This is a genomic window from Rhizobium grahamii (assembly GCF_009498215.1).
GTDB classification, from domain to species: domain Bacteria; phylum Pseudomonadota; class Alphaproteobacteria; order Rhizobiales; family Rhizobiaceae; genus Rhizobium; species Rhizobium grahamii_A.
In genome coordinates this window covers 1,111,447-1,129,973 of record NZ_CP043499.1, presented here as the reverse complement: position 1 = coordinate 1,129,973, position 18,527 = coordinate 1,111,447, and the positions used below count along the sequence as shown (strand labels likewise).

General features: G+C 60.1%; 16 protein-coding genes and 1 pseudogene. 12 read left to right on the top strand and 5 right to left on the bottom strand.

The genetic code is table 11. From position 1 onward, the window contains the following. Positions 1–1,104 carry a saccharopine dehydrogenase family protein gene (locus tag FZ934_RS24080; protein ID WP_153273350.1) on the bottom strand — a complete coding sequence of 368 codons (1,104 nt, stop codon included), beginning with the start codon at positions 1,102–1,104 and terminating at the stop codon, positions 1–3. A gap of 137 nt (positions 1,105–1,241) precedes the next feature. On the opposite strand from FZ934_RS24080, the gene FZ934_RS24075 reads away from it, so the two are divergent. Continuing rightward, the gene (locus FZ934_RS24075; RefSeq protein WP_153273349.1) at positions 1,242–1,673 is read left to right on the top strand and encodes an Lrp/AsnC family transcriptional regulator; all 432 of its coding nucleotides are present in this window, start codon (positions 1,242–1,244) and stop codon (positions 1,671–1,673) included. Between the two features lie 347 nt (positions 1,674–2,020). Then, positions 2,021–3,895, top strand: coding sequence for an adenylate/guanylate cyclase domain-containing protein (locus tag FZ934_RS24070; RefSeq protein ID WP_153273348.1), 1,875 nt, complete (start codon positions 2,021–2,023; stop codon positions 3,893–3,895). Positions 3,896–4,142: 247 nt separating this feature from the next. Here FZ934_RS24070 and FZ934_RS24065 read toward each other — a convergent pair whose 3' ends face one another. From FZ934_RS24065 to FZ934_RS24055, 3 genes are read right to left on the bottom strand one after another with little or no spacing between them, the layout of a single operon-like run. Then, the gene (locus FZ934_RS24065) at positions 4,143–5,282 is read right to left on the bottom strand and encodes a mandelate racemase/muconate lactonizing enzyme family protein (RefSeq protein WP_153273347.1); all 1,140 of its coding nucleotides are present in this window, start codon (positions 5,280–5,282) and stop codon (positions 4,143–4,145) included. A gap of 10 nt (positions 5,283–5,292) precedes the next feature. Continuing rightward, the gene (locus tag FZ934_RS24060; protein ID WP_153274016.1) at positions 5,293–6,201 is read right to left on the bottom strand and encodes a dihydrodipicolinate synthase family protein; all 909 of its coding nucleotides are present in this window, start codon (positions 6,199–6,201) and stop codon (positions 5,293–5,295) included. A gap of 13 nt (positions 6,202–6,214) precedes the next feature. After that, positions 6,215–6,925: a GntR family transcriptional regulator gene (locus FZ934_RS24055; RefSeq protein ID WP_153273346.1), complete on the bottom strand. Its 711-nt coding sequence runs from the start codon at positions 6,923–6,925 to the stop codon at positions 6,215–6,217. Positions 6,926–7,053: 128 nt separating this feature from the next. Here FZ934_RS24055 and FZ934_RS24050 point away from each other — a divergent pair, with 128 nt between their 5' ends. From FZ934_RS24050 to FZ934_RS24030, 5 genes and pseudogenes are all read left to right on the top strand, one after another. After that, positions 7,054–8,649 carry an ABC transporter substrate-binding protein gene (locus FZ934_RS24050; protein WP_153273345.1) on the top strand — a complete coding sequence of 532 codons (1,596 nt, stop codon included), beginning with the start codon at positions 7,054–7,056 and terminating at the stop codon, positions 8,647–8,649. Positions 8,650–8,673: 24 nt separating this feature from the next. Then, positions 8,674–9,734 (top strand): annotated as a pseudogene (locus FZ934_RS24045) (ABC transporter permease). Positions 9,735–9,738: 4 nt separating this feature from the next. Next, a complete protein-coding gene (locus tag FZ934_RS24040; RefSeq protein WP_153273344.1) occupies positions 9,739–10,650 on the top strand; it encodes an ABC transporter permease in 912 nt (303 codons plus the stop codon). Continuing rightward, on the top strand, positions 10,643–11,491 hold the full coding sequence (locus FZ934_RS24035; RefSeq protein WP_153273343.1) for an ABC transporter ATP-binding protein: 849 nt from the start codon (positions 10,643–10,645) through the stop codon (positions 11,489–11,491). The genes FZ934_RS24040 and FZ934_RS24035 overlap by 8 nt, the downstream gene beginning before the upstream one ends. 1 nt (position 11,492) lies before the next feature. Next, complete coding sequence (locus FZ934_RS24030; protein WP_153273342.1) at positions 11,493–12,254, top strand: ABC transporter ATP-binding protein; 762 nt, start codon at positions 11,493–11,495, stop codon at positions 12,252–12,254. Between the two features lie 343 nt (positions 12,255–12,597). On the opposite strand, the gene FZ934_RS24025 is transcribed toward FZ934_RS24030, so the two are convergent. Then, positions 12,598–13,287, bottom strand: a complete 690-nt coding sequence (locus FZ934_RS24025; protein ID WP_153273341.1) for a FadR/GntR family transcriptional regulator — start codon at positions 13,285–13,287, stop codon at positions 12,598–12,600. A 166-nt stretch (positions 13,288–13,453) separates the two neighbouring features. Between FZ934_RS24025 and FZ934_RS24020 the strand changes: the two genes are divergently transcribed. The 5 genes from FZ934_RS24020 to hydA all read left to right on the top strand — a co-directional run bounded on the left by FZ934_RS24020 (position 13,454) and on the right by hydA (position 18,410). After that, the gene (locus tag FZ934_RS24020; RefSeq protein ID WP_153273340.1) at positions 13,454–14,248 is read left to right on the top strand and encodes an ABC transporter substrate-binding protein; all 795 of its coding nucleotides are present in this window, start codon (positions 13,454–13,456) and stop codon (positions 14,246–14,248) included. Between the two features lie 71 nt (positions 14,249–14,319). Continuing rightward, positions 14,320–14,994 (top strand): amino acid ABC transporter permease, encoded by a 675-nt coding sequence (locus tag FZ934_RS24015; RefSeq protein ID WP_153273339.1) that lies wholly within the window; start codon positions 14,320–14,322, stop codon positions 14,992–14,994. Next, on the top strand, positions 14,991–15,728 hold the full coding sequence (locus FZ934_RS24010) for an amino acid ABC transporter ATP-binding protein (RefSeq protein ID WP_153273338.1): 738 nt from the start codon (positions 14,991–14,993) through the stop codon (positions 15,726–15,728). Before FZ934_RS24015 ends, FZ934_RS24010 begins: the two co-directional genes overlap by 4 nt. A 30-nt stretch (positions 15,729–15,758) precedes the next feature. Then, complete coding sequence (locus tag FZ934_RS24005) at positions 15,759–17,018, top strand: cysteine desulfurase-like protein (protein WP_153273337.1); 1,260 nt, start codon at positions 15,759–15,761, stop codon at positions 17,016–17,018. Further along, on the top strand, positions 17,019–18,410 hold the full coding sequence (hydA, locus tag FZ934_RS24000; RefSeq protein WP_153273336.1) for a dihydropyrimidinase: 1,392 nt from the start codon (positions 17,019–17,021) through the stop codon (positions 18,408–18,410). The last annotated feature ends 117 nt before the right edge of the window (positions 18,411–18,527 follow it).

Below are 18,527 nucleotides of genomic sequence, written 5' to 3'. Positions count from 1 at the left end.
TTATCCCGCGCGCTTCAGGCGAATCGCCTCCGGGTCATAGACTTGCCCAAAGCGATTGTTCAGGAAGTCCGGCAAGGCGATTTCCTCTTGCGTGACGAAGCCGCTCTGAGGAAGCTTGCCGTCGGCAAGTAGATCGAGAACCGTGGCGATGCCGGCAGCAGTCGTGACCTGGATGGCGCTCATCTTCTTGCCCGCGACGACCGTCGCATAAACCTTGTTGGCGTAGGTTTCCTGGAGATAGCGGTTGTCCTTCCAGCCGCAGACCGTAACGAACACCACGACCACATCCTGCAACGTCGCGGGGAGCGCGTGCTCGAACAGATCCTTCAGGACGTCTCGACGGTTCTTCAGATTGAGGTCGTTCAGCAGAGCCTTGATGATCGCCTGGTGGCCAGGGTATCGGATCGTGCGGTAATTCATCGTACGCACACGTCCTTCCAGCGACTTGGCGAGCGTGCCGAGACCGCCTGATGTGTTGAAGGCTTCATAGGTGACGCCGTCTAGCGAGAATTCTTCGCGCTCTTCCATGGCTGGAACGGTAACGAGCTTACCTTCAACGATGGCTTCGCAGGGCTCGATGTATTCGTTGATCAGCCCGTCCGTGCTCCAGGTCAGATTATAGTTGAGCGCATTCGATGGATATTGTGGCAATGCGCCGACGCGCATGCGCACGCTGTCCAAGGTGTCGAACCGCTTTGACAGATCGTTTGCAACAATCGAGATGAAGCCGGGAGCGAGGCCGCACTGCGGAATGAATGCGACCTTGGCACCTTTCGCGAGCTCTTCGACCTTCTTGGTAGTCGCCACATCTTCCGTCAGGTCGAGATAGTGGACCGAGGCTTCGAGCGCGGCTTCCGCGACGTTGCCCGTGAGATTGAACGGCGCTGCGGACAAAACGGCGAACTTGCCACGCAACGCCTCAACCAGCGCCTTCTTGTCGGCGATGTCTACGGTCGCGGTGCTGATCGCCTGATGCCTGTCGATCTTTGCGAGCTGCTTTTCATCGCGGTCGGTCACAAGCACTTGGTAGTCGCCCGTCTCTGCAAGCATTGAGGCGATGGCACCCCCGATTTTACCCGCACCGATGACAACAATTTCCTTCATAAGATTCCCCTCGTTCTGCCTATAAGGTTTTTATAAATTCACTCGAAGGGTTCGCGATTCATAGAGACGAATTGTGCTTTCTGGCGTAAATAAATATGCATTCTGACGATATCTCTGGACAAAAAGACGAGCCGAAGATGAAGCTATCTGACAAGGACCGGGAACTGCTCGAGGTGCTGCGTGAGAACGCTAGAATGCCGATCGCGACGATCGCAAACCGGCTTTCTCTATCGAGAACGACGGTGCAGTCTCGTTTGGAGCGTCTGGAGAAAAATGGGGTCATTGCCGGGTATTCGGTCAGGCTAAGCGATGAATATTCATCCGGGCTCGTTAGGGCTCACATACTGATCACGATCGCGCCGAAGTCGCTCTCGCAAGTCACGTCTGCTCTCGACAGGATGAAAGCCGTGACCGATCTTCATTCGGTGAGCGGAACATTTGACCTGATCGCAATCATAGCATCACCATCGATCTCAGAGCTTGATCAAGTCATCGACGATATAGGCTCGATCGATGGGGTCGACCGCACCCTATCATCTATCGTCCTGTCGACGCGCATTGCTCGCTGAGGATTCAGTTTGGCAGAAAGGACTGCGAGCCGCGAACTCCAAGGCGATCGGCAGCGATCCTACCCATCGTCGTGTGCTTATTCTGATGGCGTCAGGGGTAGCCAACCTCTTCCACGCTCGCGCTGCGCGGACAGCTTTGCGAGTAGGGCTTCAGCGATGACCCAAACATCCCACCACCTTAAATGGATATGAGGCGAGGGCGCTGGCGGTGTCGAATAGTCGGGACCGTTGTCGGCTTCATCTGCCTGATGCAGGCAACGCCTTGATGTTCGGCACGTTGACAGTCAGCGCGCAGAGGTCAATCTTTCATTCGGGAGAGGCCGTGCTGTCGGCCTGTAGGATTGCCGATGGACCGCAAGCTCGCCGCCATCCTCGCAGCCGATGTCGTGGGATATTCCGCGATGATGGAGCGTGACGAGACAGGAACTCATGAACGCTTGCAAGCGAGCTTGCGAGAAGTGTTCGAGCCTACCATCTCCAAGTATCATGGAGTCATTTTCAAGCTCATGGGCGATGGCCTGCTGGCGGAATTCATTTCTGTCGGCGAGGCAGTGGAATGTGCGGTAACCCTTCAGCTGACCCTAGCCGAACGCAACGGCGATTTACCCGAGGAACGAGCTCTGCGTGTTCGGATCGGCGTCAACCTCGGCGAGGTCATCGTGGAGGGGCAGGACCGGTTTGGCGAAGGGGTCAATATCGCCGCTCGTCTTGAGCAGCTCGCTGAACCTGGCGGCATTTGGGTATCAGCGAAAGTGGCAAAAGAGGTCGAGAAGAAGCTCGCCTTCAGCTTCGAGGCGATGGGAGCCCAGAAGGTCAAGAACATATCCGAGCGGGTGGACTGCTATCGGGTGAGGATGGATGGCCAACCGTCAAGGCGGTCGTCGGTCAATCGACGGATGGCTCCTGTGATCGTTCTGGCAGGCCTCTTTGCAACGATGGCCGCTAGTGGCCTGATCTTGTGGGCGGTGCCGTTGTCTGGCCTGAGAATTTCCGCAATCACGTCTTCCGTGACAGATCGGGTGGGCGTGCCGATTATCGCAGTTCTGCCATTCCAGAATATGAGCGGCGATCCCAAGCTCGACTACTTCAGCGACGGAATGACGAACGATCTGATTTCGATGCTTACAGGCGTGTCCGAGCTCAAGGTGATGTCGGGAAGCGCCACATACGCCTATAAGGACAAGAGGACGGACGTTCGCCAGATCGGTCGTGATCTGGGTGTTGCCTATGTGATCGAGGGCGGCATCTGGAAAGAAGCAGACAGGCTTCGCATCACGGCCCAGCTCACCGATGCGCAGACAGGGGAACATGTCTGGGCGGAAAAACTTGACAAGGTGGGCACCGATCCGCTCGCCCTCCAGGATCAGGTCGTAGAGCGTATCGTCGCCACCGTCGGCGGCCAGCGCGGCAAGATGTATGAGAGCGAATACAGAAAAGTTTGGGAGAAAGACACGCCAAAGCTCGCCGAGTACGACTACTTCCTGCGCTCGAACTTCTACTTTCAGCAATACAACCCCCGGAGCCTGGTCAAGGCAAGGGAGATCATAGAAGAGGGCCTCAAGAGATTCCCTGATTCCGCCCTTTTGATGTTTGGCCTTGCATGGGACAACGTGCTGGCCGCCAACTATGGCTATGACCAAACTCCCGAGCAGCATTGGCAACAGGCTTCGGCGATACTGAACGAGACCTTAGCTCGCCCCAGTCTCGGACCGGATGCGAAAAAGAGCGGTCTTTGGTCCTTTAGCTATGTGAATGCCCACGAGGGCAAATTCGACAAGTCGCTTCAAAGCGCCCAAGAGGTGATGGCGCTTTCACCCGGCGACGCCTTCCTGATCGGCGATCTTTCCAGCGCCTACAGATGGCACGGCCTTACCGACAAAGCGATCGAGCTAGCGGACTTCGCGCTACGGAGCGACCCCAACAATGCGCCCTACTATCTGAGCATGAAGGCGTTCGTGTTTACCGACAAGGAGCGCTATGCGGAGTCTGCGAAGCTTATAGATGGCACTGTGGATTTCTTCGTCGGCGTTCCGCTGCTACGGGCGATCAACTTCGTCAATCTTGGCAAGCCCGATGATGCTCACAGGGAAATTGGCAAGGTGCTTGCGCAACAACCATGGTACACGGCGGCACGGTGGAGGGACATGACCTTCAACATCGAGCCTACCGTGATCGATCGGCAGGTTTCGGCCTTGGTCAAGGCTGGCCTGCCCGAAAAATAGTGCCGCGACGGATGCTGCACACGAGGCACTAGGTATATGGCGCTCTTCGGTGTGGCTTTTCACAGGCGGGACCGGCGAGCGTATGGTGATGTCCGCGTCGGGCGCAAAGCCGTCAAAGAGGGGAAGGCAGGTTCCGATGCTAATCCGTTCTTACGAAACGCTTGGCCCGTCTGAATAGGGCAGATCCCTTTGGAACAAAATCGCTGGCTGCGGCGCATTCGCTTACCGCAGCCAGACGCACGAGCTATCAAGGATAGGCCGTCGATCCATCGGGCTTGCGGGTGATCTTCCGCTCCCAGTGAATGTAGTCCTCCGTCTGCAGCGCCTTCTCGTCGATCTCGAGGCCCCAGCCAGACCGATCCGGGCGCAGCTCCATGTGGCCGTCAACGGGCATGTAGGGGTCGGCTGCCCACGGCGCGTGGACGTGCGGCTTGAACTCCAGCACCTTGAAGTTTGGCTGGGCCGCGCAGAAGTGGATGTTCACCGCGGTCGCAAGCGGGCCCATCGGGTTATGCGGTGCGACCGTCACGTAGTGAGCTTCCGCGATCGCCGCGATGCGCCGCATTTCGCTGACCCCACCGACCACGCAGATATCCGGCTGGATGATATCGGCGCCACGTGCAGACAGCAGCGACAGGAACTCGAAGCGCGAATAGAGCGATTCACCGGTTGCCAGTGGGACGGTGACCTTCGACTTCAACTCTGCCCAGGCCGGGATGTGTTCCGGCCGGATCGGCTCCTCGTAGAAGTAGGGATCATTCGGCGCGATGGCGGCGGCCAGTTGAACGGCCTGGTAGGGTTCGAAAATCTTCGCGTGTGCGTCGAAGGCATAGTCGAAGTGCGATGGCGTGATCTCGCGGATCTTTCCGAACCAGTCACCCGTCTCCTTGACCAGTTCGCCCCAACGGCCGGAATGAAGATCGCGGCGATAGGGGCTGAGCTTGAAGGCGGTGTAGCCGTATTTCTCGTTCAGTTCGAGCGACTGGTCACGCGCGGCTTCAGGGTCGGGTGCGGTGTAGACGCCGCAATAGACCTTGACGCGATCGCGAACATTTCCGCCGAGCAGCATGTAGACGGGCAGGCCGGCGGCCTTGCCGGCGATATCCCAGAGCGCGTGGTCGATCGCCGAAATTGCCGCGAGGCCAAGCGCGCCCGGCGGAAAGCGGCATTGCTGGTTGAGCTTGAGGACGAGGAATTCCACGCGGCGGGGATCCTCGCCCTCGATCTGGTGGAAAAGGTAGTCGAGAAGCGGCGGCAGTGCCCAGTCCGGGCCGTGGTTGTAGCATTCGCCCCAACCGGAAATACCTTCGCTGGTTTCGATCTTGAGAAGTAGGCGAGGGCGATCGTCCACGCGCTGCATGTAGGTCTTGATGCCAGTGATGTGCATGGGATGTTCCTCAGGCCGCGCGGCTCTTTTCGGCGACGTTGTCGACGATGGCGCGCAGGTCGGCGCGCTCGGCTTCGGTCAGGCTCTCGACACCGGGCACGCGAACGGGGCCGACTTCGGTTCCAAGCATGCCGAGCGCTTCCTTGACGACGGTGACATTGGCGCCGTTGAGGTATTTGGTGCGCAGCGCCTCGAAGCCGGCGATATCGTCGATGAGCGCGCGGGCAGCGGCGTAGTCGCCCGTTTCCAGCGCCTGGTGGATAGCGTGCGAGCGCTCGGGGAAAACATTGACGAGGCCGGAGGTGAAGCCACGGGCGCCCATCGCGTAAAAGGCCGGGGCCCAGCCCTCGGCAAGGCCGCAGACCCAGATCGCCGGTGCGTCCCTGGTGGCGCGGATCACTTCGGCTAGCAGCATGAGATTGCCGGAGGCAAACTTGATGCCGGCGATGTTCGGGTGCAGCGCGAGCTTGCGGAAGTCGGCGACGGAGAAGGTGTCGCTGCGTACATAGGCGATGACGGGAACGGTGCTGGCATCGGCGAGCTCGAGGAAGTACCGGGCCTGGTAGCTCGGTCCAGCGAACGGGTCCATCGGATGATGGCCCATGATCGCGTCGGCTCCTTCGGCGATGGCATCGCGGGCAAGCGCTTTGGCTTCGGTCAGCGAACGCCCAACAGCTGCGCTGACAAGCGATTTGCCGTCGGCTGCCTTGATCGTCGCGGTGTGGACCGCGCGCACTTCGTCCATGGTCAGGGTGAAGAATTCACCGGTGTTGCCGGCCGCCATCAAATTGTGGACACGCGCGTGGGCGAGGCGGGTGATCAGAGCCGAGAGCTTGGCGATGTCGACGCTGCCATCCGCTTTGTAGGGGGTCACGGGCACACCCGATATGCCCGTCAGGGCCTTGCGGATCTTTTCCATTGCCTCGGTCACGTCAGATGTCCTCCTTCTTCTTGAACACGATGTTGAGGTAGGTTTCGCCGGAACGGACGACGTGGTCGCGCATTACGCGCTCGGCCTTGTCGCTGTCGTTGGAGATGATGGCGGCGGCGATCGCGGCATGTTCGGCCAGCGCTTTGCCGCGCTCGAGCGGATCGGAATGGATGACGCGGCGGATGCTGCCGTCGTAAAACTGCTGTCGTTCGATCATGCGCGAGAGATACTGGCATCGCGAGGCGATGTGGATCTGCTCGTGAAACGTCTCGTTCAGCGAAATTAGGTCGTCGGCTACTCCGTCTTCGGTCGCCTTGCGCATCAGTGCGACGATATCGTCCAGCTTGCCGGCCTCGGCCTTTTCGATGCGCTTGGCGGCAAGGTGGGCGATCATAGATTCCAGCGCGGCGCGCGCCAGGATCATCTCTTCGGCCCAGCCGGCATTGAAGCGGATCAACACACCGCGGCGCGGCAGCGTCTCGACCAACCCTTCGGTTTCAAGCTGACGCAGGGCTTCCTTGATGGGTGTCGTGCTGACGCCGAGCTGCTCTGCGAGCTGGCGCTCGTTGACGCGTTCATCCGGCGCGAAGCGGCCGGAGAGGATCGCGGTGCGCAGCGTCTTGTGCACATGGTCGCGCAATGTCGTCAGAAAACGCGGGTCGATCTTTTCGATGCGGTCTGCGCCAGGCTGCGTCGATGCCTCTTCTTGCATGTTCCGAAAATTCCCCCGTTGACGGCAAAATCGCTTTGTGAGATCTGATATACCAGATTTCACATCGATGTCGATATGAAAATTCGCGTTCGGGGCGAGGTCCGGCGCACCAGGGAGGAGATAGGACGATGAAAAGACGCAGTTTTCTGATGGCATCGGCTGTGGTGGCATCGACGCTTGCCATGCCGCTCGCAGTGCAGGCGGCAACGCCCAAGGACCAACTGGTGATCGCCACCAACATGTCCTCCATGCGCGGACTGGACCCGAACGAGCTCAACCAGCTGGAATCGGCGGAAATCGTCGCCAACCTTTATGAGCGGCTCATCGTGCTCTCCGCCGACGACATCACCAAGCCGCAGCCGGGCATCGCCGAAAGCTGGACGGTATCCGACGACGGCAAGACCTTCACCTTCAAGATCCGCTCCGGCGTCACCTTCCATTCCGGCAATGCGCTGACCGCCAAGGATGTCGAGTGGTCGCTGCGCCGTCTGGTGAAGCTCGGCTTGGCGCCTTCGGTCGATCTCCGCCAGTGGGGGATCACAGACAAGAATGTCGATGAGCTGATCAAGGCGACCGACGATGCGACCGTCGTGCTGCAGACGCCTGAGGTCTGGAACCCGAACCTGATCCTCTTTTCGCTCGCCAGCTTCTCGACCTCGATCCTCGACAGCCAGCTTCTCGCCAAAAACGAGAAGACTGGCGACATGGGGCGCGAATTCCTGCAGACCAACGATGCCGGATCCGGCCCCTATTCGCTCAGGACCTGGCGCGTCAACGACCTCTTGATCGCCGAGGCCTTCAAGGATTACTGGCAGGGCGCGCCGAAGATGCGCCGGGTCATCCTTCGCCATATGCCTGAATCATCAGGCCAGCGTCTGCAGCTGGAAGCCGGCGACGTCGACGTCGCGACGCGTCTGTCCTCCACCGATCTGGCGGCGATCGAAGCCGGCGGCAAGGCCGATATCCAGAAGACGCCGGGCTTCGGCTTCTACTATCTGGCGCTCAACCAGAAGGACGAGATCCTCTCTAAGCCGAAGGTCCGCGAGGCTTTTCGCTATCTCATCGACTATGACGGCCTCGCTAACACCGTCATGAAATACTACGGCATCAAGCAGCAGACGATCATTCCGGGCGGTCTGCCCGGCGCCAGCACCGAGAACCCGTACAAGCTCGATATCGACAAGGCCAAGCAGTTGCTGGCGGAGGCCGGCTATCCCGACGGTTTCTCCAAGGTCTATTACGCAACGCCCGTGACGCCCGAATACGAAGTCGCGCAGTCGCTGCAGGCCAATGCTGCCAAGGCCGGCATCAAGCTCGACCTGCAGGGCGGCGATCACATTGGCAAGTTCCGCAACCGCGAATTCGAGATATTCTCGGCGCGCACCGGCGAACGCCTGCCCGATCCGCATGCGGTTCTGGCGTCCTATGCCACGAACCCCAACAATGCCGACGATGCGAAACTCTCCGGCCTGATCGCCTGGCGATCCGCCTGGGAGGTTCCGAAGGACATCCAGGACATGGTCACGGCTGCAGCGCACGAGACCGACCAGCAGAAGCGCGCCGATCTCTACGCCAAGATCAACAAGGCCTATATGGACGCTTCGCCGGCTCTCATCACCTCCTTCCAGCGCACGGACGCAAAGGCGGTACGCAAAGAAGTCAAGGGCTATGTCGGTCATTCGACCTGGCTCACCCGTTGGGACACCGTCTCGAAGGGCGAATAAGCCCTTCCTGTCGAGGAGAATGACGTGAGTATCTCACAGACATCTGGAAACGCGCCGGTAGGCGCACGGGCGGCGCTTGGCGCGCTGCGCAAGGTGACGGCATCCTTTGCCGTCATCCTGACAACGCTGCTCGGCCTGCTCGTGATCACCTTCGTTGTCGGCCGCATGGTACCCGCCGATCCGGTTATTGCCGTGATCGGCGACCAGGCCGATCACGAGACCTATGAGCGCGTCTACAAGGAAATGGGGCTGGATCAGCCGCTCTATGTGCAGTTCGCCACCTATCTCGGCAATGTCGCGCACCTGGATTTCGGCCAGTCGCATGTGACGAAGAACCCCGTCGCCAGCGATCTCGCTCGCGTCTTTCCGGCAACGCTGGAACTCGCCACGCTCGCAACAATCATCGGCGCCGGCTTCGGTATCCCGCTCGGCATCATTTCCGCTGTGCGCAAAGGCACCTGGGTCGATCACCTGGCGCGTGTCGTCGGCCTGCTCGGCCACTCGACGCCGATCTTCTGGCTGGGCACCATCGTCATCCTTGTCTTCTACGCAAAGTTCGGCATCATACCCGGCAGCGGCCGCCTCGACGTCTATAATGAGGGGCTGGTCGAAGGGCCGACCAATTCCATCCTTGTCGACGCCATCATCGCCGGTGAATGGGGGGTGTTCCGGGATGCCCTGCTGCATGTCGCGGCCCCGCGCTGATCCTCGGATATGCCGCGATGGCCTATCTCAGCCGCATGAGCCGCAGCTTCATGCTCGAGCAGTTGCGGCAGGAGTATGTGCTGACCGCCAAGGCCAAGGGTCTCGGCCAGCGGGCGATCGTCTGGCGCCATGCGTTTCGCAACATCCGCGTACAGCTGTTGACGATAGTGGCTCTCGCCTATTGCGGCCTGCTCGACGGCACGGTGCTGATCGAGACGGTTTTCGCGTGGCCCGGCCTCGGCCAGTACCTGACGTCGGCGCTGTTCTTCGCCGACATGAACGCGGTGCTCGGCAGCGTGCTTCTCATCGGCATCATCTCGATTGCCATCAACCTCCTGTCGGACCTGACCTATCGGTTCCTCGATCCGCGTACCCGGTGACATCATGGCGACACGTTATTTCAACGATCTGCACAATTGGCTGATCAACGAGGAGTTCTCCTCGACACGTCAGGCGCGACTGCACAAGGCTTATGTCCTGTGGCTGAACCTGATCGCCAACCCATTGGCATTCGCCGGCTTCGTCGTCGTGCTGCTGCTGGTTTTGATCGCGACCTTCGCGCCTCTGCTCGCCAATCATGATCCGATCCTCCAGGATCTGACCATGGCGCTGAAGCCGCCATCATCTACGAACTGGTTCGGCACCGACGAATTCGGCCGCGACGTCTATTCGCGCCTCGTCTACGGCGCGCGCACGACGCTCTACATCAGCATCCTGGTAACGGTCATCGTGGCGCCCATCGGCTTTGCGATCGGGGCGACCGCCGGCTATCTCGGCGGCTGGGTCGATGTCGTCTTGATGCGCATCACCGATATCTTCCTGTCCTTCCCAAGTCTCGTTCTGGCGCTTGCCTTCTCCGCAGCCCTTGGTCCCGGGATCGAAAATGCCGTCATCGCCATCGCGCTCACCGTCTGGCCACCGATCGCGCGTCTGGCGCGCGCCGAAACGCTGACGTTCCGCGCCGCCGATTTCGTTGTTGCGGCCGAGTTGCAGGGCGCGGGCATGGGACGAATCCTGTTTCGCCATATTGTGCCGCTTTGCGCGCCGTCGATCATCATCCGCCTGACGCTCAACATGTCGAGCGTCATCCTGACGGCCGCCGGTCTTGGCTTCCTCGGGCTTGGCGCACAGCCGCCGATGCCCGAATGGGGCGCAATGGCGGCCTCCGGCCGACAATATCTCCTCGACGCCTGGTGGCTGACGACGGTTCCCGGCATCGCCATTCTCCTGGTCAGTCTCGCCTTCAACCTGCTCGGCGACGGACTGCGCGACATCATGGATCCCCGCAATGCCTGAACAGTCAAAACCGATCCTCTCGGTCAAGAACATGTCGGTGCAATTTCCGACGCTGTCCGGCGTGGTCAACGCCGTCAAGAATGTAAGCTTCGATGTCGGCCGCGAGAAGGTAGGCATCATCGGCGAATCCGGCTCCGGCAAGAGCACGACCGGGCGCGCGATCATGCGGCTGCAGCCGGGCACGGCCCGCGTGGTTGCCGATGAGTTGCGCTTTGAGGACGTCGATCTCCTGGCTGCCAGCGAAGCCGCGATGCGCGCGATCCGCGGCAGCCGGATCTCGATGATCCTGCAGGACCCGAAATATTCGCTCAATCCCGTCATGACCGTCGGCGAGCAGATCGCCGAGACCGTCATCCTGCACGAGCGCCTTGGCAAGAAGGCGGCGCGCGAGCGTACGCTCGCCATGCTGGAGCGGGTGAATATCCGCGACCCGCAGCGCGTCTTCAACCGCTATCCGCACGAGGTCTCGGGCGGCATGGGCCAGCGCATCATGATCTCGATGATGCTGATCTCCTCGCCATCGCTGATCATCGCCGACGAGCCGACCTCGGCACTTGACGTGACGGTGCGCCAGCAGGTGCTGTCGATCCTCGACGACCTGATCACCGAACGCAACATCGGCCTTGTCTTCATCTCCCACGACCTCAACCTCGTGAAGAGCTTCTGCGACCGCGTCATCATCATGTATGCGGGCCGGATCGTGGAAACAATCGAAGCCTCCAGGCTCGACGAAGCAACCCATCCCTACACACGCGGCCTGCTTGAGGCGCTGCCCAGTCTCGACCGCCCCAGGGATCGGCTGGAAGTGCTGAAGCGTCAGGCAAGCTGGGCGGAGGCGTGACATGTCCATCATATCGGTAAACGATCTCGCCGTGTCCTTCGGCAGCGGCAATGATTTCAAGCAGGTCGTCAAAAGCGTCGCCTTCGAGGTCGCGCCCGGCGAGACATTCGGCCTTGTTGGCGAGAGCGGATGCGGCAAGTCGACGGTGCTCGGCGCGCTGGCGGGGCGCATCAAGGAATGGAGCGGTTCTGTTTCGATCGACGGCGACGTGGTCGGCCCGAAGCGTTCGCGCGCCCAACTCGCCAAACAACAGATGGTGTTTCAGGATCCGTTCGGCTCCCTGCATCCACGCCATACGATCGGCCGCACGCTGCTGGAGCCTCTCGAGATCCATGGGCTGGATCGCAGGCAGGAGCGTATCGAGCAGGTGCTGCGCGACGTCGGCCTGCCGCCCGGCTTCCGTCATCGCTTCCCGCATCAGCTCTCCGGCGGGCAGCGGCAGCGCGTCGCGATTGCTCGTGCGCTTATCCTCGAGCCGAAGATTCTCTTGCTCGACGAACCGACATCGGCGCTCGATGTCTCCATCCAGGCCGAAATTCTCAATCTGTTGAAGGATCTGCGAGAGCGATCGAAGCTGACCTACATTCTCGTCAGCCACGACATGGCTGTCATCGCGCATCTCTGCAACCGCGTGGCTGTCATGCAGGATGGCGTTTTCGTGGAGATCGCAACGCGTGAGCAGCTACTAGAGGGTGGAGTCCAGCATTCCTACACAAGGACGCTCCTTGATGGGAGTAGGGGGTATATCCCCAATCCAAGGTGATATCGGAATAGTGGATCACGCCACCATTCTTGGCGGTTGTTGCGCGTCGGGCCGGGTTCGACCATAGCTTCCAGTCGGTGCACTTGTCGGTCATCGCCCCGAAACGCCCGTACTTGCGCACCCTTCGCTGGTCGAGCGCGGCCTTTCCGAGTTGGAACGCCCGAAGCCGTCCTGAGTCACATCATTCTCGACCGCGGAGCCTAACTGCTATGCTGGTCGGATGGTCGCGCGTGATTGATATCTTTTCGGCATTCTTGAGAAGGCGACTGGTGGCTGTGGCCATGATTTGTATCGTCAGTAATACGCAATTCGGGTTGACGGGCGTGACAGCATTCCCGGATTCTCAGGGATTAAGGCCCGCACAGCGGGCGGTATTCAGGACGTGGTTTTCCATTTCTTGGCGAGCGCGAACGGGGTCGTTGTCGCGTAGTGCCGAAATGATCCGCCGGTGTTCGGCAATCGATGCCTTCATGCGGGCGGGCTCGGTGATCGGGATCGGCTGGCGCTGCGTCTCGGTCAATTGTTCGCGGACCACCTGGTACAGCGCACGCATCATCGCATTGCTGCAGGCGGACGCAATGACCGCGTGGAACTCGAGGTCTGCCTCGACATTCGCGAGCAGATCCTGTTTCGCCCAGCAATCCTCCATCTGCTTGGTCGCCGCTTCCATCGCTTGCAGCTGATTGCCGGTCAGCCGGCCCGCGGCAAGCGCGGCGATGTTACCTTCGAGCATGATGCGGGTCTGGAAGACATCGAAAACCGAGTAGCTGTCGGAGTAGCGCCATGGCGCCATACCGCTGTTTGCGGCGCTGCCGCGTTCGGCGACGAAGGTTCCCCGGCCGGCTTCCGTCTTGATGAGGCCGAGCGTTTCAAGCGTCAGCAGAGCCTCGCGAAGCGACGCACGGCTGATGCCGAGCTTGGTGGAAAACTCGCGTTGGGACGGAATCTTCTCGCCTGCGGCGAGCTCTCCGCTCTGGATCATGTCCTGTATCAGGCGTGCCGCCGATTGCGGTACCAATGTCCTGTTGAGCATTCTTTCCATTCTCTCGGCATGTTGGGTGACGTCACCCGGATTGTCCCAGCATTTAAATCCATCAGTCGCTTGCAAATGACAATAGACCGTGCTTGATTTGGCCTGACTGGTCAGACCGGTTAGACCAATAGCAAAAATGCGCAGTACAAAACAAGGGGAACCTAAAATGCGTCGTTTTTCGATTTTGAAGACTGTCATGCTCTCGGGCGTCTTGGCGCTTGCGGGGGCCGCTGCCCATGCCGCAGATCTTAACGTCGGCGCCAATATCGGCAATGTCCCGTGGGAGTTTCAGGACGAGTCCGGTAAGACTGTCGGGTTCGAGGTCGATCTCGTCACCGAGATCGCCAAGCGCCTCAACAAGTCGGTTGAGTTCGTCAACATTCCGTTCAACGGGCTGTTCTCGGCCGTTCAGTCGGGCCGCATCAACATGGCGGTCTCGTCGATCACCATCACCGAGAAGCGTCTCGAATCGGTCAGCTTCGCCCAGCCCTATTACGACAGCGACCAGTCGCTGACGGTCATGGCCGCAGGCGGCATCAAGGACCTGAAGGGAATGAGCGGCAAGGTTGTCGGCGTCGATACCGGCTCGACGGGCGACATGTGGGCAACCAACAACACCGCCAAGTACAGCCTCGGCGAAATCCGCCGCTTCGAAGGCCTGCAGCCGGCAATGCTCGATCTCGCGGCCGGCCGCATTGACGGATATATCAGCGACATCCCGGCGCTCCAGTACTACGTCAAGGACAAGCCGGAGATCAAAGTCGTCGAGCGCATTCCGACCGGCGAGAAATACTCGATCATGTTCAACAAGGGCGATCCGCTGGCCAAAGAGGTCAACGACGTGATCACGACGCTGAAGGGCGAGGGTTTCATCGCCAAGCTGCATGAAACCTGGTTCGGCGCCAAGGCCGAAGACACGACTTCGACCGTGAAGGTCGCGGACATGCCTGCCGCAAAATAAGGCCGGATGGTCAAGGATACGGATGACGGGTTCGCCCGTCATCCGCCCCGAAACGACTGATCGGTTTCTCAATGGATATTTTCACGACCTTCTTCAATCTAGCGGTGCTGGAGCGATCCTTTCCCTTGCTGCTGTCCGGCCTGTGGATCACGCTCGAGCTTGGCGTGGTCAGCATTATCGGCGGCCTGATCGGCGGGCTGATCCTGGCATTGCTGCGCCTTTACGGGCATCCAGCGATCCAGGCTCTCGCCAAGATCTATATCGATATCTTCCGCTCGATCCCGCTGCTCGTTCTGCTGATCGTCATCTACTATGCCCTGCCATTCGTCGGCATCCGGCTCTCGCCTTTCGTCTCGGCAGTCAGCGCGCTGACGCTGGTCTCGACGGCTTACACGGCCGAGATCTTCCGTGCCGGTATCGAGGCGATCCCACGCGGGCAATTCGAGGCATCGGAGGCGCTCGGCCTTTCCTACCGGCATATGATGGCCGAGATCATCCTGCCACAGGCGATCAAGATCGTCATTCCGCCGCTCACCAACAACTGCATCAATGTGATGAAGGATACGGCGCTCGCCTCCGTGGTGGCGATGCCCGATCTTCTCAAGCAGGCAACCCAGGCCCAGGCGCTGACGGCCAATCCGTCACCGCTGATCGGCGCCGCCGTCATCTATATCGCCTTCCTTTGGCCGATGGTCATTGTCGTTGCCCGCCTCGAAAAACGCTTCAGTGCAGGGAGGCGCAGATGAAAACCATCGTCAACATCCAGAAACTCAACAAATCCTACGGCGACTTCCAGGTGTTGCACGGCATCGACCTGTCGATTGCCGAAGGAGAGGTGGTCTGTGTCATTGGACCCTCCGGCTCGGGCAAATCCACGCTGATCCGCTGCATCAATCACCTCGAAAGTTTCTCCGGCGAAAGCCGCATCGAGGTGGATGGCATCAAGGTCGAACGCGGCAGGAACCTGGCCCAAGTGCGGGCCGAAGTCGGCATGGTCTTCCAGTCGTTCAACCTGTTTCCGCATCTGAGCGTCCTGAAGAACATCATGATCGCGCCGATGCGCGTGCGCGGCACGCCGCCCGAGGAAGCGGCGCGCAAGGCGAAGGAACTGCTTGCCCGCGTTGGGATCACCGAACAGGCCGACAAATATCCGGAACAGCTGTCCGGCGGCCAACAGCAGCGCGTGGCAATTGCCCGGGCGCTCGCCATGGAGCCGCGCGTGCTGCTCTTCGATGAGCCGACATCGGCGCTCGACCCGGAAATGGTCGGCGAAGTTCTCGACGTCATGCGCAAGCTTGCCGGCACCGGCGTGACCATGATCGTCGTCACCCACGAGATGGGTTTTGCCCGCCAGGTCGCCGACCGCGTGATCTTCATGGACGGCGGCCGCATCGTCGAGGCCGGTACGCCGGCGGAGATTTTCGACAATCCGCGCGAGGAACGCACGAGAAGTTTCCTGCGCGCCGTTCTCAATCACTGACAAGAAAAGACAAGGTTCCGGAGGACCACCATGGAAGCGCAACCCCAACTCGACATCGATTTCGTCCGGAGCCAGTTTCCCGGTCTCGACCATGGCTGGGTGTTTTTCGACAATGCCGGCGGCTCGCAGATCCTGAAGCGCGCCGTCGAGCGGATCAACACATTCCTCTACGACAAGAACGTCCAGATTGGCGGCAGCTATGATGTCTCGCAGCAGGCTGCCAAGGCTCTGATGGATAGTCGCGTCGCCGCCATGCACCTCGTCAATGCCTCGCGCCCCGAAGAGATCGTGTTCGGCAGCTCGACGACGGTGCTTCTGCAAAACCTGGCGCGCTCGATGCGCAGCCAGCTTTCGGCAGGCGACGAGATCGTCGTGACGATCTCCGACCATGAGTCGAATATCGGCCCCTGGGACGGCCTGCGGGACATGGGCGTCGTCATCAAGTTCTGGCCGCTCGACACGACGACCTACGAACTCGATATTGCCGATCTCAGGCCGCTGCTGACGGAGAAGACGAAGCTCGTCTGCGTCACGCATGTTTCCAACATTCTGGGCGCGATCAACCCGATCGCCGAAATCGCCGAGGCCGTCCACGCGCATGGGGCTCGCATTTGCGTCGATGCCGTCGCCTATGCTCCGCATCGCGCCGTCGACGTTCAGGCCATGGATGTCGATTACTACGTCTTCAGCTTCTACAAGACCTACGGTCCGCATTACGCGATGATGTACGGAAAGTACGAGCATCTCTTGGAGCTCGATCCGCTCTACCACTTCTTCTATGGCCGCGATAAGGTGCCGGGCAAGCTGGAGCCGGGCAATCCGAATTATGAGCTTGCCTACGCGGTGACCGGGATCGTCGATTATCTTTGCGAGCTCGGCGCGAAAGCCGGTTCTAAGGGTTCGCCGCGCGAGCTGATGCTGGCCGCGTTCGAAGCGATCACCGTCCAGGAGAATGCGCTGACGGAGCGTCTGTTGTCCTATCTGCGCAGCCGCAATGATTGCCGCATTATCGGCGAGACAGCCAACCGCAACGGCAGGCGCATTCCGACCATTAGCTTTGTCTTCGAGGGCCGGAATTCTGAAGATATCTGCAAGGCGATGGATGCCCACAAGATCGCGATCCGGTTCGGAGATTTTCACGCGCGCCGCCTCGGCGATCATGTCGGGCTGCCGCAATATAACGGTGCCGTGCGCGTCTCCATGGTTCACTACAACACCATCGACGAGGTAGACCGGCTGACCGCTGCGCTCGATGACATTCTCGCTGATCAGAAGAGGGGCGCTGCCTGAATGCATTTCGACACGATCATCAAGAACGGCACCGTCGTCACCGCCAGTGATACATTTCGAAGCGATGTCGGCATTCACAACGGGAAAATCGTAGCACTTGCGGCCTCCCTTGATGGCGCGGACGAAATCATCGATGCCTCAGGGCTCTATGTGATGCCGGGTGGGATCGACAGCCATGTCCATCTCGCCCAGCCATCCGGCGACGGCATCGTCATGGCCGACGACTTCGCGAGCGGCACGCTCTCGGCGGCGTTTGGCGGCAATACGACGGTTCTGACCTTCTGTATGCAGGAGAAGGGCACGACGCTGCGTGAATCGCTGAAGACCTACCATGCGAAGGCCGAGGGCGAGTGCTATATCGACGTCTCGTTTCATCTGGTCGTGACTGATCCGACATCCTATGTGCTAGGTCAGGAACTGCCGGCGCTCGTCGAGGATGGATACACATCGATCAAGGTCTTCATGACCTATGAGAACCTTCGCCTACGGGACGACCAGATCCTCGACACGCTCGATAGCGCCAGACAATCGGGTGCGCTCGTCATGGTTCACTGCGAAAACGAGGATGCGATCCGATACCTCATCGGAAAGCATGAACAGAATGGCGAGCTCGCCCCGAAATTCCACGCGCTGAGCCGGCCCGTTGCCGCGGAGCGCGAAGCGACGCATCGCGCCCTTTCGCTCGCCGAAATCGTCGGCACGCCGATCGTTATCGTCCATGTCTCGAATCGCCAGGCGATGGAAGAAATCGAGCGGGCACGCAAGAGGGGCAGCAAGGTGGCCGGTGAAACCTGCCCGCAATATTTGCTTCTGACCGCCGATGATCTCGATGCCGCCGAACTGGAAGGCGCGAAGTTCGTCTGCTCGCCGCCACCGCGCGACAAGGAAAGTCAGGAGGCCTGTTGGGAAGGGCTGCAGAGCGGCACGTTCGAGCTCTTTTCCTCCGATCACTGCCCATTTCGCTATGATGATGACAGCGGTAAGCTGAACGAGAAAGGCAAACGCCATTTCCGTTGGATACCGAACGGCATTCCGGGCGTCGAAACGCGGCTCCCCATCCTGTTTTCCGAAGGCGTCAGCAAGGGCCGTATCGACATCAACCGCTTCGTTGCGCTGTCATCGACGAACCATGCCAAGCAGTACGGCCTCTACCCGCAGAAGGGCACAATCGCGATCGGCTCCGACGCCGATATCGCGCTCTGGGATCCCCTGAAGCAAGTGACGATAACCAACGATATCCTGCACCACGGGGCCGACTATACGCCTTATCACGGGCTGGACGTTGTAGGGTGGCCAGTCCTTACGATGCTCCGCGGCAGGTCGATCATCCGCGAGGGCGCGCTCCAGGGCGCCTTGGGGCACGGCCAATATCTGAGACGAAATCGGGTTTGATCAGTTCTTGCGGCTGGAAGGTGTTCTCCGATCCTCGGTGGCGATTGGAGTGCACTTTTACTGGGCACGGTGGTGCCAAATTTGCAGTTCTGCGGGCTGCTCCGCATGGTTGCTTGT

Bases quoted from the DNA above. Each gene is read 5' to 3' on its own strand.
- FZ934_RS24080 (WP_153273350.1), bottom strand. From the start codon at position 1,104: ATGAAGGAAATTGTTGTCATCGGTGCGGGTAAAATCGGGGGTGCCATC.
- FZ934_RS24075 (WP_153273349.1), top strand. From the start codon at position 1,242: ATGAAGCTATCTGACAAGGACCGGGAACTGCTCGAGGTGCTGCGTGAG.
- FZ934_RS24070 (WP_153273348.1), top strand. From the start codon at position 2,021: ATGGACCGCAAGCTCGCCGCCATCCTCGCAGCCGATGTCGTGGGATAT.
- FZ934_RS24065 (WP_153273347.1), bottom strand. From the start codon at position 5,282: ATGCACATCACTGGCATCAAGACCTACATGCAGCGCGTGGACGATCGC.
- FZ934_RS24060 (WP_153274016.1), bottom strand. From the start codon at position 6,201: ATGGAAAAGATCCGCAAGGCCCTGACGGGCATATCGGGTGTGCCCGTG.
- FZ934_RS24055 (WP_153273346.1), bottom strand. From the start codon at position 6,925: ATGCAAGAAGAGGCATCGACGCAGCCTGGCGCAGACCGCATCGAAAAG.
- FZ934_RS24050 (WP_153273345.1), top strand. From the start codon at position 7,054: ATGAAAAGACGCAGTTTTCTGATGGCATCGGCTGTGGTGGCATCGACG.
- FZ934_RS24040 (WP_153273344.1), top strand. From the start codon at position 9,739: ATGGCGACACGTTATTTCAACGATCTGCACAATTGGCTGATCAACGAG.
- FZ934_RS24035 (WP_153273343.1), top strand. From the start codon at position 10,643: ATGCCTGAACAGTCAAAACCGATCCTCTCGGTCAAGAACATGTCGGTG.
- FZ934_RS24030 (WP_153273342.1), top strand. From the start codon at position 11,493: ATGTCCATCATATCGGTAAACGATCTCGCCGTGTCCTTCGGCAGCGGC.
- FZ934_RS24025 (WP_153273341.1), bottom strand. From the start codon at position 13,287: ATGCTCAACAGGACATTGGTACCGCAATCGGCGGCACGCCTGATACAG.
- FZ934_RS24020 (WP_153273340.1), top strand. From the start codon at position 13,454: ATGCGTCGTTTTTCGATTTTGAAGACTGTCATGCTCTCGGGCGTCTTG.
- FZ934_RS24015 (WP_153273339.1), top strand. From the start codon at position 14,320: ATGGATATTTTCACGACCTTCTTCAATCTAGCGGTGCTGGAGCGATCC.
- FZ934_RS24010 (WP_153273338.1), top strand. From the start codon at position 14,991: ATGAAAACCATCGTCAACATCCAGAAACTCAACAAATCCTACGGCGAC.
- FZ934_RS24005 (WP_153273337.1), top strand. From the start codon at position 15,759: ATGGAAGCGCAACCCCAACTCGACATCGATTTCGTCCGGAGCCAGTTT.
- hydA (WP_153273336.1), top strand. From the start codon at position 17,019: ATGCATTTCGACACGATCATCAAGAACGGCACCGTCGTCACCGCCAGT.